This window comes from Pseudomonas plecoglossicida NBRC 103162 = DSM 15088 (assembly GCF_000730665.1).
In the GTDB taxonomy this organism is placed as follows: Bacteria; Pseudomonadota; Gammaproteobacteria; order Pseudomonadales; family Pseudomonadaceae; genus Aquipseudomonas; species Aquipseudomonas plecoglossicida.
Map to the genome: position 1 here is coordinate 1 of NZ_BBIV01000032.1, position 14064 is coordinate 14064.

Annotated in this window: 10 protein-coding genes; 6 read left to right on the forward strand and 4 right to left on the reverse strand. The window is 62.0% G+C overall.

Going from position 1 to position 14064, the window contains the following annotated elements:
• Nucleotides 1-80: 80 nt before the first annotated feature.
• From PPL01S_RS17570 to PPL01S_RS17580, 3 genes are all read right to left on the reverse strand, one after another.
• Nucleotides 81-1268: a DUF8534 domain-containing protein gene (locus PPL01S_RS17570; protein WP_016394750.1), complete on the reverse strand. Its 1188-nt coding sequence runs from the start codon at nucleotides 1266-1268 to the stop codon at nucleotides 81-83.
• A gap of 63 nt (nucleotides 1269-1331) precedes the next feature.
• Nucleotides 1332-1802, reverse strand: coding sequence for a VOC family protein (locus PPL01S_RS17575; RefSeq protein WP_016394749.1), 471 nt, complete (start codon nucleotides 1800-1802; stop codon nucleotides 1332-1334).
• Nucleotides 1803-1926: 124 nt separating this feature from the next.
• Complete coding sequence (locus PPL01S_RS17580) at nucleotides 1927-3546, reverse strand: NADP-dependent glyceraldehyde-3-phosphate dehydrogenase (protein WP_016394748.1); 1620 nt, start codon at nucleotides 3544-3546, stop codon at nucleotides 1927-1929.
• A 276-nt stretch (nucleotides 3547-3822) separates the two neighbouring features.
• Here PPL01S_RS17580 and PPL01S_RS17585 point away from each other — a divergent pair, with 276 nt between their 5' ends.
• On the forward strand, nucleotides 3823-5289 hold the full coding sequence (locus PPL01S_RS17585) for a putative bifunctional diguanylate cyclase/phosphodiesterase (RefSeq protein ID WP_415639458.1): 1467 nt from the start codon (nucleotides 3823-3825) through the stop codon (nucleotides 5287-5289).
• Between the two features lie 4 nt (nucleotides 5290-5293).
• Here PPL01S_RS17585 and PPL01S_RS17590 read toward each other — a convergent pair whose 3' ends face one another.
• Nucleotides 5294-8902, reverse strand: a complete 3609-nt coding sequence (locus PPL01S_RS17590; RefSeq protein WP_028625360.1) for a dermonecrotic toxin domain-containing protein — start codon at nucleotides 8900-8902, stop codon at nucleotides 5294-5296.
• Nucleotides 8903-9213: 311 nt separating this feature from the next.
• Here PPL01S_RS17590 and PPL01S_RS17595 point away from each other — a divergent pair, with 311 nt between their 5' ends.
• The 5 genes from PPL01S_RS17595 to PPL01S_RS17610 all read left to right on the forward strand — a co-directional run bounded on the left by PPL01S_RS17595 (nucleotide 9214) and on the right by PPL01S_RS17610 (nucleotide 14064).
• Nucleotides 9214-10368, forward strand: coding sequence for a GNAT family N-acetyltransferase (locus PPL01S_RS17595; RefSeq protein WP_016394745.1), 1155 nt, complete (start codon nucleotides 9214-9216; stop codon nucleotides 10366-10368).
• 70 nt (nucleotides 10369-10438) lie between these two features.
• Nucleotides 10439-11557 (forward strand): glycosyltransferase 61 family protein, encoded by a 1119-nt coding sequence (locus tag PPL01S_RS17600; RefSeq protein ID WP_016394744.1) that lies wholly within the window; start codon nucleotides 10439-10441, stop codon nucleotides 11555-11557.
• A gap of 336 nt (nucleotides 11558-11893) precedes the next feature.
• Nucleotides 11894-12070 (forward strand): EPS-associated small membrane protein EppA, encoded by a 177-nt coding sequence (gene eppA / locus PPL01S_RS25420; protein ID WP_016394743.1) that lies wholly within the window; start codon nucleotides 11894-11896, stop codon nucleotides 12068-12070.
• Between the two features lie 313 nt (nucleotides 12071-12383).
• Nucleotides 12384-12923: a polysaccharide biosynthesis/export family protein gene (locus tag PPL01S_RS17605; RefSeq protein ID WP_016394742.1), complete on the forward strand. Its 540-nt coding sequence runs from the start codon at nucleotides 12384-12386 to the stop codon at nucleotides 12921-12923.
• A 64-nt stretch (nucleotides 12924-12987) separates the two neighbouring features.
• Nucleotides 12988-14064, forward strand: coding sequence for a hypothetical protein (locus PPL01S_RS17610; RefSeq protein WP_100933417.1), 1077 nt, complete (start codon nucleotides 12988-12990; stop codon nucleotides 14062-14064).

Below are 14064 nucleotides of genomic sequence, written 5' to 3' on the forward strand. Positions count from 1 at the left end.
GCTCGCGATGCGCCGCGCGGGCGGCGCTCGATCTCAAAACCACCGTTATCCTCAAGACATGCACTTCGCCCCCATCACCTTCAGCGCTCACGCATGAAGAACCCCGCCACATACTTGCGGAAGGTCTCCAGGCTCTTGAAGTCGGCATAGCGCTTGAAATTTTCCGCATCCGGTTCCGGCCCGAGCGGTTGCTCCAGCAACGACACCGACAACACCCGATCCTGATCCGACGTCAACACCAGTTCATCCATCACTTGGCCACCGATCACGGGCCGGCGCATCTGCACTTTCACGCCCTTGCCGGCCATCCAGTCGATCAACGAGACCAACGCCTTGAGCGGCTCGCGCTCTTCGTCGCGATAGACCGGGAACATATGTGAACGCGACAGCACCGGTACGCTGGCCACGTGGATCAGCTCATAGAAATGGCTGCCTGCCGTGGCCGGGGAGTACAGTGCCAAAGCCAGCAGGGGCCCGGACGCGCGGCTGCCACCCCAGTACAGATGATGGCCCTGGAAGTCGAAGCCATCCTCGCTGCGGTTGTTGAACAGCTTGCGCCCGCGCACTTGATCGACGCAGTCGAGCATCAGCCCGTGGCGGCGGTGGTTGCCGAACACCGTGGCCTCGCGCAGGCGCGCCTTGAGCATCATCATGTGCTTCATGTCCAGCCGGGTTTCCAGGTAGTTGCTGGCCGGCACCCGCTCGAGCAACGGGTAGCGGCTGGCGACACTGCGCAGTTCGGCGAACTGGACGGTGAGGTCCTTTTTCAGGTGTGTGGCATACAGGTTCAGGCCGCTGGTCTCGATCCAGGTCAGCAGCAGCGAGAGCAGGCGCTGCTGTTCGCGCCGCTCGCTGGCGTCGCCGCTGCCACCATCGCCTTCGCTGGCCTTGCGAAAATCACCGATCAGGCGCAGTGGCGTATCCGGTGCCAGCCAGGCGGCGGGCGTGACGGGCTCGGCCTCGCGCTCGGCAGCCTCGCGTTCGTCCTTGGTGAACGGGCAGCCGGGTGCATGTTCGGCGGTGCCGGGGTTGTTCTTGAGAAACAGCGTGCCGGTGTTGCCGTTGAGGGTGACATTGAGCACCGGCAGCGCATCCTTGCGGCAATCGCAAGCCAGCCACTGGTTGGCGCTGCGCACCTTCATCAGCAGCTGGTTGGCCTGCAACAGGCGGGGGCCGGCGAGGCTACCGCTGGCGAAACCCGCCAGCAGCTCCTCTTCGGCCGGTGTCAGGCTGCGCACCTGCGCGGCGGTTTTGTCGATGATTCGCATGAGGCAGCTCCAAGCTACGAGCCCCAAGCTTCGGGCAAAGCCGCGTCGCTTTCAACCTGGCGTTCAGTTGCCGCCGAACATCTTCGCGGCGCGGGCGCGAATCTCCTCGGGGCTGAGGTCTTCCTTGTGAGTGGAGACGAACCACAGATTGCCGAACGGGTCTTTCAGCGTGCCGCTGCGGTCGCCGTAGAACTGGTCTTTGACCTCGTGCAACTGGGTGGCGCCGGCGGCAAGGGCCTGGGCGTAGACCTTGTCGCAGTCCTCGACATACAAGTGCAGGCCTACCGCAGCGCCGTCGAGCTTCTGGCTGGCGGTGAGGCCGCCTTCCATGTTGTCGCAGGGGTCGGCAAGCATCAGCGACGAATCGCCGATCCTGAGTTCGGCATGGCCGACGCGGCCGTCCGGGCCTTCGAGGCGGAACATCTCCTGCGCGCCAAAGGCTTTCTTGTAGAACTCGATGGCCTTGGCGGCGTCCTTGATGGCCAGGTAGGGGGTGATGCTGTGCTGGCCTTCGGGAATGGGTTTGACTGCCATGTTCGTTGCTCCTGTATGACTTCGGTTGCAAGGGGCACTCCACGCGCCCCTTTTGCATAGAGTCGTTTGCAGGGATGAAAGATCGACGAGCCGGCTAGACCGATTGTCTATAAACCCCAGGCCTTCAGAAGATGTAATCGGTAGTGAGGAAGCTCGACTGCCGATTGCGGATGATCTCGCTGATCAGCGTCTTGTTGGCGTCCTGGAAGCGGGTCGCCACCAAGGTGCGGATCGAGAACACGCGCAAGGCGTCATGCACCGACAGCGTGCCCTCGGCGCTGTTCTTGCGGCCGTTGAACGGGTAGGTGTCGGGGCCACGCTGGCACTGGGCATTGAGGTTGATGCGGCCGACCTGGTTGGCGAAGATGTCGACCAGGCTGCCGATGGTGGCCGGGTCGTTGCCGAACAGGCTCAATTGCTGGCCGTAGTCGGAGTCGAGCACGTAGTCGATCACGGTCTGCAGGTCGCGGTAGGGCACCACGGGCACCACCGGGCCGAACTGTTCCTCGTGGTACACGCGCATGTCGCGGTTCACCGGGTACAGCAGCGCCGGGTAGAAGAACGAGCCGCGGCTGAGCCCGCCGCCTTCATTGAGCACGCGGGCACCCTTGGCGGTGGCGTCGGCCACCAACTGGTCGAGGTAGTCGACCTTGCCGGGTTCCGGCAGCGGGGTCAGGGCGACGCCGGGCTCCCAGGGCATGCCTGGCTTGAGTGCGGCGAGCTTGCGCTGGAACTTGTCGATGAACGGCTCGACCACGTCTTCATGCACGAACAGGATCTTCAGTGCGGTGCAGCGCTGGCCGTTGAACGACAGCGCGCCGGTCACGGCCTCTTCGACCGCGTTGTCCAGGTCTACCTGCGGCAGCACGATGCCGGGGTTCTTGGCATCCAGGCCCAAGGCCGCACGCAGGCGGTGGGGGCGCGGGTGCAGCTTCTTCAGGTCGCTGGCGGCCTTGTGCGTGCCGATGAAGGCGAATACGTCGACGTTGCCGCTGGCCATCAATGCGCTGACGGTCTCTCGGCCACGCCCATAGATGACGTTGATCACCCCTGGCGGGAAGCTGTCGCGGAAGGCTTCGAGCAGCGGCCGGATCAGCAGCACGCCGAACTTGGCCGGCTTGAATACCACCGTATTGCCCATGATCAGCGCCGGGATCAGCGTGGTGAAGGTCTCGTTCAGCGGGTAGTTGTAGGGGCCCATGCACAGCGCCACGCCCAGCGGCGCCCGGCGGATCTGGCCGAGGGTGCCTTGTTCGAGCTCGAAGCGGCTGGAGCGACGGTCGAGGTCCTTGAGGGCGTTGATGGTGTCGACGATGTAGTCGCAGGTGCGGTCGAATTCCTTTTCCGAATCCTTGAGGTTCTTGCCGATCTCCCACATCAGCAGCTTGACCACGGCAGTGCGTTGTTCGCGCATGCGCGCGAGGAACGCCTCCACATGCTGGATACGCTCGGCCACGCGCATGTTCGGCCATTGGCCACGGCCCTTGTCGTAGGCCTGCACGGCGGCGTCGAGTGCGGTAAGGGCGGTGTCGGCGTCGAGCAGCGGGGCGCTGCCGAGGATCACTTGGCGCTCACCGTCGGCGTGCTTGAGCCACACCGGGCTGCGCACCGTGGCCAACGGCCCGTCCCAGCGCCTGAGTTCACCGTTGACCAGGTAATCACGTTGCTCCAGGGGAGCGTCGAGGTGCCACGCTTCGGGGATGTCGTCAGGGCTGGGAAACAGCGAATCGAGCAGGGAATCCATGGGTGCCGCACCTCGCAAGTCTGGGTAGGTGAATCGCTTCAGCTTCGAGCATGCACCTGGCCAAAGAAAAATACCAGTCTGGCTCAACATTGCCGGCCCTGCGCCGATACAGAAGCAATCGACCGCGTTCGCAGGCTTATGATCCCGTCCAAATCCCCCTTTCCAGAAGCGCAGGAACCGACCGTCGGCACGCTGCGCCAAGCCTTTTGCCGCTGGCTGCCAGTCGGATTCGCCGTGGTGGGTATTGGCGTCTCTGCGTGGCTTGGGCGGCTGGCTGTGCAGCGGCCAACGGATGGCCTGCCGGCCAATGCGTTCGCCTCGCCGGTGTTTTGGTTCGCCCTGGCCTGCACCGGCCTGACCTGCCTGTTTCTCACCCAGACCCATCGCAAGCAACGCCAGTTGCAGCAGCGCAACCGCGAATTGCGCCGCTCTCAGGCGCAGCTGGAACGCCTGGCCCATTACGACACCATCACCGGTCTGCCCAACCGGGTGTTGTTCCAGCGGCAGCTGGCCGAGGCTGTCCTCAAGGGCGACGGGTTGGCGGTACTGTTGCTGGACATCGATGGCTTCAAGCAGGTCAACGACAGCCTCGGCCATGCCATGGGCGACCTGTTGCTGCAGCAAGCCACTGCGCGTTTCCTGCAGGAGCTCGACAGCCCAGACCGGGTATGTCGCCTGGGGGGCGACGAATTCGTGTTCATGCTGCGCGGCACCCAAGGCCAGGTGAACCACCAACTGGCCGGCCTGCTGCGCTGCCTGCAGCGGCCATTCGACCTCAACGGCAATGCCGCGCTGGTCACCGGCAGCATCGGCCTGGCCTGGTGCCCCCAGCACGGGGCGGACGTCGACAGCCTGCTGCGTCACGCCGACACCGCCATGTATGTGGCCAAGGAAAGCGGTCGCAATACCTGGCGCCCGTATCATGCCGACATGACCGCACGCCTGCAGCAGCGCCTGGACCTGGAACGCAACCTGCGCCGGGCGTTGCAGGCGAACGAATTCGAGCTGTGGTACCAACCCAAGGTCGACCTGTTCAGCGGCTGCCTGGAAGGCGTGGAGGCGCTGCTGCGCTGGCGCGACCCGGTTCATGGGCTGATACCGCCTGGCGAGTTCATTCCGCTGGCCGAGCGCACCGGCCTGATCATTCCGCTGGGCGAGCGAGTGCTGGAGCTGGCGTGCGCGCAGATGGCGGTCTGGCGTGACCAGGACCGCATTCCCGGGCCGCTGGCGATCAACGTGGCGGCGCTGCAGATCGAACGCAGCGATTATGTCTCGAGCCTGGCCCAGGCCCTGGAGCGTCACGACCTGCCGCCCAAGCTCCTGGAGGTGGAAATTACCGAAAGCCTGCTGATGGAAAGCCAGCAACAGGCCTGCGCGGTGCTGGCCCAGTTGCAGGCCATGGGCGTGACCACGGCGGTGGACGACTTTGGCACCGGCTACTCGTCCCTGGCCTACCTGCGGGCCTTGCCGATCGATCACTTGAAGATCGACCGCGCCTTCATCAAGGACTTGCCGGACGACGACGATGCCGTGGCGGTCGCCAGGGCGATCATCGACCTGGGACATGCGCTGGGCTTTCGCATCACCGCCGAGGGTATCGAAACCCAGGCCCAGTACGACTTCCTGCGCAATGCCGGCTGCGACCAGGGCCAGGGCTTCCTGCTGGCCCGGCCGATGCCGGCGGCGGACCTCGCGCGCTGGCTGGCGGCCCGCCGCGAGCAGGGCGGCCAGGTCGGTGCGTGAGCCTTCAGAGATCCAGCAACAGCGAGGCCGACGTGGCCAGCGCCCGCTCGCGGAACTCGGCGTCTTCATTCATGCGCTCGAGCGCTGACCAGATTTCCTGATAGCCAGCAGCGACATCGTCACGTTCGGCAACGTCGTCGATCAGCAGGCGCAGTTCGCGGCGGTAGTGCAGCGGTACGCGCGACCATAGCTGTAACTGGGCGGTGCTGGCGTCCAGTAGCAAGGGTTCGTACTCGAAGTCCGAAACCAGCAGATCGGCGCCATGAAGCTGGTAGTAATCCTCGATCTGTTCGCGGATCGGCAGGCCCAGGGTTTCGCTTTCCAAGCTCAGGGCATTGGCGGTCGCGGTGGGCAATACGAACCCTGCGGGCAGTCGCACGAAAAGGTTGTCCGACAGATCGATGACCCTGGGAGAGGCGAGACGCTCCAGCCCGTTTGGCAGCTCCGAAAGGCCGCACTCGACCATGAACAACGACCTGATCGTGCTCATCCTGGTCATGTCGGGTGCGTTGACCAGCCGATTCAGTGACAAGTCCAGCACCTGCAGCGAGGTCATCTGCTCCAGTGTCGCCTGGGCATGGGCATCCCATGAAATACGGTTGTGCTCCATGTCCAGCCAGGTCAGTTGGCCGGGTTCGGCAAGCTGTGGCAGACGCTCGAAGGCGCAGCGACCCAGGATCAGCCTACGCAGGTTGGGCAGACCGTCGAGCCAATGCCCTGGCAACTCGCTCAAGGTGGCATTGCCGCCAAGGTCCAGCTCGATCACATGTTCCAGGCCGTTGGGCAGTCTCAGTGTGGCCAGATCGAGGTTTTCAAGCCCGAGGCCAGCCAGGTCCAGGTTCGGAATGTGCTCGCCATTGGGCAGGCGCAGTATCGAATTGTACCGCCAGCTGTTGAGTATGGCGGTACTGGCCCGTTGCCGACGCGCGGTGCCGGCAGCCCAACGCTCCAGATGAGTGCGAAATGCTTGCAAGGCGTTCTCGCGTATTTGCAGTTCCAGTTCCGGCGAGCGCATGGCGTGTTGCCAGCCACGGCGCAGTTGGTCGACCTGTTCCGGTGAGATGGACGGGTACAGCCTGCGCAACCGTGCTGGCACCGAGTCATTGAAGAACGGTGAAGGTGGCGGCAACGGGTCCAGCGGCGCTCCGCCGCGCAGTCTGAGCCGCGGCGCCGTGCGGCTGGCGGTCGGCCCCCACAGGCGATAGGGCCAGAACCGTCGCTCGCTTGCAGCCAGTCCCTGCACCCGTTCGCGCAGTAGGTCGAGGTCGCCCCAGGATTGCCTGAGCTGCGCTGGCACAGCGGCATACAAAGCCTGGTAGCGGTCGGCGAACACGGGGCCGGGTGCGGGGCGTTCAGCTCGATACACTTCGTAGCCTTGGCTTGATTTGAGCAGCAGCACGCGCCGGCCGGCCCGCGGGTCGCCGAGACTGGCCAGCAACTCGCCGTCAGGGCTGGCGGCACGAATCTCCAGGTGAAGCTCACTGGGCCATTGGCCCAGCCGCTGCATGCAGACGAGCAGCAAACGGTCGCTGTCGATGCTTCCCAGGCCGGGTTCATAGAGGCCCTCCAGCGCCCTGGCCAGCAAACGCTCATGCCCGGCTGGTTCAGCCGCTATTGTCAACGGCGATAGAAGGCTATCCCGTTGCGTGGCTGACAGCTCCGGCAGGCGCCTGGCCAATGCCATGCGCTGCAAGGTTTCGGTCAGCAGGGGAGGCGTGGCGGCCCCCGCCAGGTGGACTGCCTGCAACTGTGCGCGATCCACGCCGCTGATGATCAGCGCTTGCCGTAGCGCGGTGTCATCCAGTGCCGCCGTGTCCAGCCCCAGGCGCCGCACTGCCTGGCTGTCGGACCAGGCCTGTGGCACTTCGTGTTCTTCGCGCCAGGCACCTTGGCCATTGTGTTCGAGCAGCGGCGGGTAGGCCTTCGGGTTGTGCGGGTGGACGATGCGCCAGCGCTGGGTATTGTCGTCCCAGCGCACCTCGAACAGCTCATCCCTCATGCGCACGTACCGTGCGCCCTCATGCAGAAACTGGCCCGTGCTGTCAGCTGCAAGCTCCGCGGGGAGCTGGACGGCGCTTGCGTAACCGGAAAGGTCCGCGTCCCAGAGTCGCTTGCTGCCATCTGTCAGTTGCACCGGATTGAGCTTTTCCATCAATGGGCTGCTGAACAACCTGGGTAGTGCCTGGCCGGCCATGTGCAAGCCGCCCAGCAAGGCGAGGTTGAGGCCCACGGACTCCAGGTGCCGCAAGGCCAGATGGTGATCGCCGATGCTCCAGGCCTCGTAACCTTCATAGACCTCGCCCAGCAGCTGGCACACCATGACCGCCGTCATGCAGGTGCCAAGGCCGGGGATGAAGAAGCCGGCGAGCATCAAAGTGTCCATGCCCAGGCTCTGCCACTGGGCAACGCGACGCTGGCGAGCCTGCTCGTCGACCTGTGCCGTGGGCACGGCCAGCAGGGCAGCTTCCGCCTTCAGGCGGCGGACATGCTCGGCATAGAGCCAGGGGAACAGCGCCGAATCCAGCGCGGTCAGGCTCAAGTGCAGGTCGATGTCGTCGCCATCGATGTTCTGCTGCAGCAGGTCGAGGAAGCGGTAGTGCTGATCCTTGGCCACATGGCGCAGGAAGGCGCTGCGATGGATGGGCTGCAACAACCGTGCAGCCAGATGCTGGCGAAGGGGTTCAGCGCCATCGAACTGCAGCAGGCTTCGCTCGCCGCCGGGGTTGTAGAACAGCAGGCTGCCGCGCCGGTCGTTGATGACCAGCACTTCATGCAACGGGATGCCGAATAGTGACGGCTGCCAGCAAGGCACCGGTTCGTCGGCTACCAGCGCGGCGATGACATCTTGTGCCAGGCCGTCGATATCGTTACGCACAAAGGCCAGATCGGCTGCCAGCTGCAGTTGCTCGCGCTGGACGGCGATGAAGGCGGCGCCCACCGTCTGCGAATGGGTGTCGAAGCACACCTGCAGGTGCTGCTGATAGCGCCGGCCGATGTCCAGTTGCCGACAAGTGCTGGCGAACGCCTCGGGGGACAGGTCAAGCGGTTCGATCACGAACGTTTCGGAAGGCAAGTCGATATCGACGTGTGTGTCACTGTCACCCAGGGTGGTCTGGCCGACCACGGTGGTGGGGGTGAATTGTGCCTTTCCTGCCAGCGCCAATGCGCTGTCGCGACCGAACGCCGTGGCGTCTTCGAAGTTGTGCAGGGCGGCTTCAAGCAGGCTCACCGTCTTGTGCTCGGTGACATAGGTGCCGAACGTGAACAGATGGTGGACCTGCACCAGTTCGGTAGTGCGCAAGGGGACCGATAGCCCGTGTTGGGTCTGCATGGCGTGCATCAGCAGTTCTTCCGCGAACTCGCCAATGTTGCGCAGGTCTTTGAGTGTAACGGCCAACGCGTTTTGAGCGCGGTGCAGCCGCTGCTGACGGGTGAGCACGGCCTCACGCAAGTCGGGGGCGGCATTGGCGAACCAGGGCGCTTGTGCGTCGGCAAGGCCCTGATCAGGCAGGAGACTTTCGCGCAAGGCGCGCCATTGTTCGGTAGTGGCATGGGTGGACCAGGCAGGCAGTTGTTCTGCAATCAAGTGATGATGCGGATTGAGAGGGGACATGGCACGGCTCCTGCTGAAATGGACTCGCAGGAGGCCCTGAAGTCATGTCTCAGGCGCAGTAGATATTTATCAATTGAATAAATGAATGGATAAAACGCTCGTGTCCGCAAGTTTGACGTCATAAAACAAGGCAGGGTGCTAGCAAAATGCCGCTTGCCAAGCAGCAAACCACCATCTTAAATTGTTACTTAATGTAAGAGTGATCGCTGAAAGTTATTTCATTTTTATCAGTAACTTATGCAACTGTCTTAAGTAAATGACATCGTTTTCTCCGCCCAGGCCAAGGAATCTACAAAGGACGTCGAAGAAGCATGAAAACGCAACTCAAGGCAGTGGCCCGCAAACTCATCTCGCCCTCCCTGCGCTATGAAATCAGAACCGTTTCAAGCACGTTACGGGACATGGCCGGTCGTGCCTGTTTCTGGCGCTGGGAGATCGCCCGCTTCAAGCTGCAGCAGGCCAGCCCTTACGAAATCCTCTATATCGGCAGGAAGCAGCAGCGCGAAATGGCCAAGCTGCTGATTGGCGGCAAGGCGCCTCGCGATGCCGGGCAGCCGCAGGAGCCGGCGCCTGCGGCTGGCCAGAACCATGTGGTGGTGGTCAGCGAAATGCCCAGCGCCGGCGCACTGTCGGTGCCCCATTACCTGAGTGCAGTGGTGCCGCTGGGGCGTTCGCTGGACGATATCACCGGGCGCTATGACAGCGAATTGCGTCGCAGCATTCGCAAGAACCGACCGCTGTACGAGATGCGACAGACCTTTGACGACGATGAAATCGCCATGGCCGACCGTGAGTTGCTGCGGCCCTATGCCACCGCCCGCCAGGGCATCCATGCTGCGCAGTTTGCTACCGAGGAGGTGTTCAGGCTGGCCAAGGGCGTGGGCCGGCTTGACCTGATCAGCTTGAACGGTGAAGTGGTGGCCTGCCATTTGGGCTGCGAGATCACCCGTGGCGGCAAGCGCTACTGGAGCACCCTGCGTTTCGGTTACTGCGAAGCGGTGTTTTCCGACGCCAAGCGACTGCGTGAAGTCAACTCCATCACCACCTTCATGGCATTGGAGTGGGCCCTGCAGAATGGCTACGACTATTACGACATCGGCCTGTGCCTGGCGCGGCCGGATGACGGCTTGCTCAAGTGGAAGCGCCGGCGCGGCGGCGATATCGACTCGTTGGGCAATCACGCCTATATGTTCGTGCGCCTGCCCCGAACCGGCACAGCGCAATTTCTCTGGGACACACCGCTGTTTGCCATGGAGGGCAATAAATTGACGTTGCACCTGGGCCTTCCTGACGGCGCCACGGATGAAGAAGTGGCCAGCCGTTATCACGAAATGGTCTTTGGCGGGTTGCACAAGATCTACCTGTATGGCGCCAAAAGTGCCGGGGAGTCGTTCCTGGAAACCTTGCGCACGCGCTATGCCACGTTCAAGTCACCGCCCCAGCTGGAGCGCGTGGCGTCCAGCTGAGCAGATCCGCCAGGCCGGTAACAGTCCCTTTGCTGCAGATCCTTGTCCTGTGCCCCGAGGAGGCCGCTTCATGCAAAGCGATATCTCGAAACTCAGTGATCATCCGGTAGCCAGCGATCATGCCTGGACGTTGGCGGCCTACCGGCACATGGCGCGAAAGCGGCTGTTGCGCAAAGCCGATATCGATCTCAAAAACTTCGCCGAAACAACTTGGGATATCGCACCTGGGGAAACTACCGTGTCACCGCCAGCCATCTACCTGCCCGATCAGCTGGCACGGGTTACCGGCTGGGAGGCCAAGCGCTTCTTCCCGTACGTGCATCCGGCGCGGACCATGGAGGGCGGTATCCAGATGGAGCAGGGGCCGACTCGGGGTCATCTGTTCAAGGACGTCTGGCTGATCGATGGCGCACTCTACAAGGGCAATGCCAGCCATTGGCTGTCACTCAAGCCCAGCAATTTCCCGAGTATCGTCGTCGAGCATGAAATTGAGCGTGGCGCCGCCTACTGCACGCAAAACGGCAATACCTGGTTCGGCACCTGGTTGATGGAAGACTGTCCAACCTATGCCTTGGCCTGCAACGAGGGAGTGCCGATTACCACCGCGCCCTCGGCACGCTACCCGCTGTTCACCCAGGGGCCGGCCTATGAGCAGTGGCTGGGCATGCAGCCCTTGCGCTTGCGCAGCGCCTTCTTCCATGAGCTGGTGCTGTTCGATGATGTCAGCAACAACCGCAGTCGGCACCTGCGTTACCGTGCCATGGGTGACAAACTCTTGTCGCATGTGGATGCAACACCGCACCCAGGCGTGTTCATCCTGCGTGGAAGTGACGGCGACCTGCGTCTGTTGCGCAATGAGCTTGAAATCGCCGAGCACCTGCGAAAGCACCGCGGTTTTCGGGTGATCAACCCGATGCAATCGGATGTGCCGAGCATCGTGGCGGCCTGTGCAGGGGCCAGGACGGTGATCGGGGTGGAAGGCAGCCAGTTGGTCCATGGCGTCAACGTGTTGCAAACCGGCGGCAATCTGCTGGTGTTGCAGCCGCCGAACCGTTTCGTCAGCTACTACAAGTACCTCACGGATCGTGATGGCCAGCATTTTGCATTCGTTGTCGGTATGCCCCAGGGCGACGGTTTTACCGTCGACATCGATGAAGTCGAACGTACGCTAGACCTTCTGCCGTCATGAACGGTTTGGGAAACGCAATGATTCGTACCTGTTCTCGCCGGTGAAACAGTTCCATGCGGCTGAAAAACGGTTTTGCAGACTTTCAGCACCTTCGAGAAACGGCGAGATTGAAAATGCAATATCGCTCAATTTCAAATACTTGCTCGTTGGTTATATAGTGAAGTCTCAACTGCAATTTCTGGGTGGCAGTAAATTGACGAACAGTGAGGCGGGTCATTGAATTTTATTATGGTGTCGGATCATTGACGTAGTGTCATTGTGCCCATAAGCTCCAATCACCAGCAGTCAAATCTTCTGACAAATCCACAGTCACTGTCCTCTTTTCTGGAGGGGAACATGCGCTCGACCTTGTTCATCAAATCGATTTTCTTGTTGGTGTTACTGAGCGGTGCAGCACGAGCAGCTGATTCATACATGAACCAGTCGAATATTGTTCCTTTAACTACCGCAGGTTGGCTTTTTACCTTTGCAGTCATTGGCTTCGTGGCGGTAGCCAATAGAAAGAAGATCTAAGGTTTCATCCCGTTGGTAGTCCAGAAGTTTGTATTTATTACCGCAATGCCAGCAACTTGACGCAGTACCAGAGGTTTTGGGGTTTGGGACCTGGCAGCTCACTTGTCAATTTTCCAACCATTGCTATATTCCACTAGCCAGCGCCCCATGGGGGCGATGGGCAGCAAGGGCAGGCAAAGCGGCATCGCGGTAATGGGCCTCCAGGATTGGCAGGCCAGCGCAGCGGGTTCGAGGCTGCGTCGTGGAGCGAGAGGTTTGCAGTTGTTCTCATTCAGTGCTCTTAACCCGGGCCGTTTGGCCGGAGGGATCCCTCATGGCGCGTTTGCTGATTTCCATGTTCTGCGTTCTGCTCGCCTGGTCTGGCGCGAGCGTTGCCGATGACAAAGCGTACCTGCTCAGCCCCGGCGACAAAGTCCTGATTTCCGTGTGGCAGGAAGACACCCTGCGCCAGGAAACCGTTGTCCTTCCCGACGGCAGCATCACCTTCCCCCTGGCGGGCCGCATCGATGTGGCCGGTCTCGACGTGACCGCAGTCGCCAACAAGGTCACCCAAGGCTTGAAACCCTACCTCGCCGACCCGAACGTCAGTGTTGTCGTGACCGGCACAGCCGGCAATCTGGTGTACGTTCAAGGCAAGGTGATCAAGCCCGGCCCGGTCTCGATGACCGGTCCTACCGCAGTACTGCAGGCCCTGAGCATGTCGGGTGGAATGGACAAATTCGCCGACGAAAGTGCCATCAAGGTGATCCGCGGCCAAAAAGTGATGCCGGTACGTTACAACGACCTGGTTTCCGGGCGTGACATGTCCACCAACTTCCAACTGCAGGCTGGCGATACGCTGGTCGTACCTTGACACTTCTAACAATTAAGAATTTCTAGTGCCTATTTTTCGACCAAAGCGTGTTGCAGCAGCAATCATGATGATGCCGCTCGCAGGGGTGGTTAATGCCGCCAATTGGCAGTCTACAGTCGTGGTCCCGACGACTGTCGAGTACGACAGTAACCCATTGCTCCTGACGTCCGAGGAGAAAGGTGTGACGCGTACCATCATTGCACCTGACTACAACCTGATCGGTCAGTTCGACCGCGACCAGTTGCGCCTGGGCCTGGGGATGCATCTATTGCGTTCTTCCGACCGCTCGGTGGTCGACGACCGTGAAGACCCCAACCTGAGCCTGGGCTGGCAGCGCCAGACCGAAACCGGTGGCTTTGGCCTGCTGGCGCAGTACAACGAAAGCTCGACGCTGTCCGGCACGGTGCTCGATACCGGCGTGGTGACCACCGACGGCACGCAGAAGATGTCCTCGCTGACGGCCAACTGGAGCAGCGCGGTGACCGAGCGCAGCACCCTGGCCAACGAAACCCGCTACAACCATGCCCGCTACGACATCGACACCCTGACCGGCTACGACGAGTACTCCAACTATTCGAGCTGGACCTACGCCTGGAGCGAGCGCACCGACCTGATCACTGGCCTGGAGGCCCGGCGTTACGAGCCCCAGGACACCACCACGGCGATCGCCAGCAACAGTTACGTGCCCAGCCTCGGCATCAAGCACCTGTTTTCCGAACGCCTGGAAGGTGCCGCGCATATCGGCGTCAACAAAACCACAGGCTCCGGTGGTGGGCGCCGCGGTGAAGGGGGGGCGTCGCTGTTCTATCGCGGTGCGCGTGCCGAGGCCAGCCTTAGCGCCGATCGCAGCACAGTGGCCAGCGCCGAGGGCGGTTTCGCTGAACTGGACATGGTGCGCGGTGGCTGGAGCTACCTGGTCACCGAAACCAGCCGGGTGGGGGTCGAGGCTACTTGGCAGGACGCCAAGGGCGAAACGCCCAATACCCTGCAGACCTACAGCGTGTGGGCCAGCCGCGAGCTCTCGCGGGCCTGGGACATGCGGTTCTCGTTGATGTACAAGGAGCGTCAGCAAGATGGCTTGCCAGATGCTGAAGCAACGATTGTTGGAATGACGCTGACATACCGATATCCCGACATCTGA

Bases quoted from the DNA above. Each gene is read 5' to 3' on its own strand.
- PPL01S_RS17570 (WP_016394750.1), bottom strand. From the start codon at position 1,268: ATGCGAATCATCGACAAAACCGCCGCGCAGGTGCGCAGCCTGACACCG.
- PPL01S_RS17575 (WP_016394749.1), bottom strand. From the start codon at position 1,802: ATGGCAGTCAAACCCATTCCCGAAGGCCAGCACAGCATCACCCCCTAC.
- PPL01S_RS17580 (WP_016394748.1), bottom strand. From the start codon at position 3,546: ATGGATTCCCTGCTCGATTCGCTGTTTCCCAGCCCTGACGACATCCCC.
- PPL01S_RS17590 (WP_028625360.1), bottom strand. From the start codon at position 8,902: ATGTCCCCTCTCAATCCGCATCATCACTTGATTGCAGAACAACTGCCT.
- PPL01S_RS17595 (WP_016394745.1), top strand. From the start codon at position 9,214: ATGAAAACGCAACTCAAGGCAGTGGCCCGCAAACTCATCTCGCCCTCC.
- PPL01S_RS17600 (WP_016394744.1), top strand. From the start codon at position 10,439: ATGCAAAGCGATATCTCGAAACTCAGTGATCATCCGGTAGCCAGCGAT.
- eppA (WP_016394743.1), top strand. From the start codon at position 11,894: ATGCGCTCGACCTTGTTCATCAAATCGATTTTCTTGTTGGTGTTACTG.
- PPL01S_RS17605 (WP_016394742.1), top strand. From the start codon at position 12,384: ATGGCGCGTTTGCTGATTTCCATGTTCTGCGTTCTGCTCGCCTGGTCT.
- PPL01S_RS17610 (WP_100933417.1), top strand. From the start codon at position 12,988: ATGATGATGCCGCTCGCAGGGGTGGTTAATGCCGCCAATTGGCAGTCT.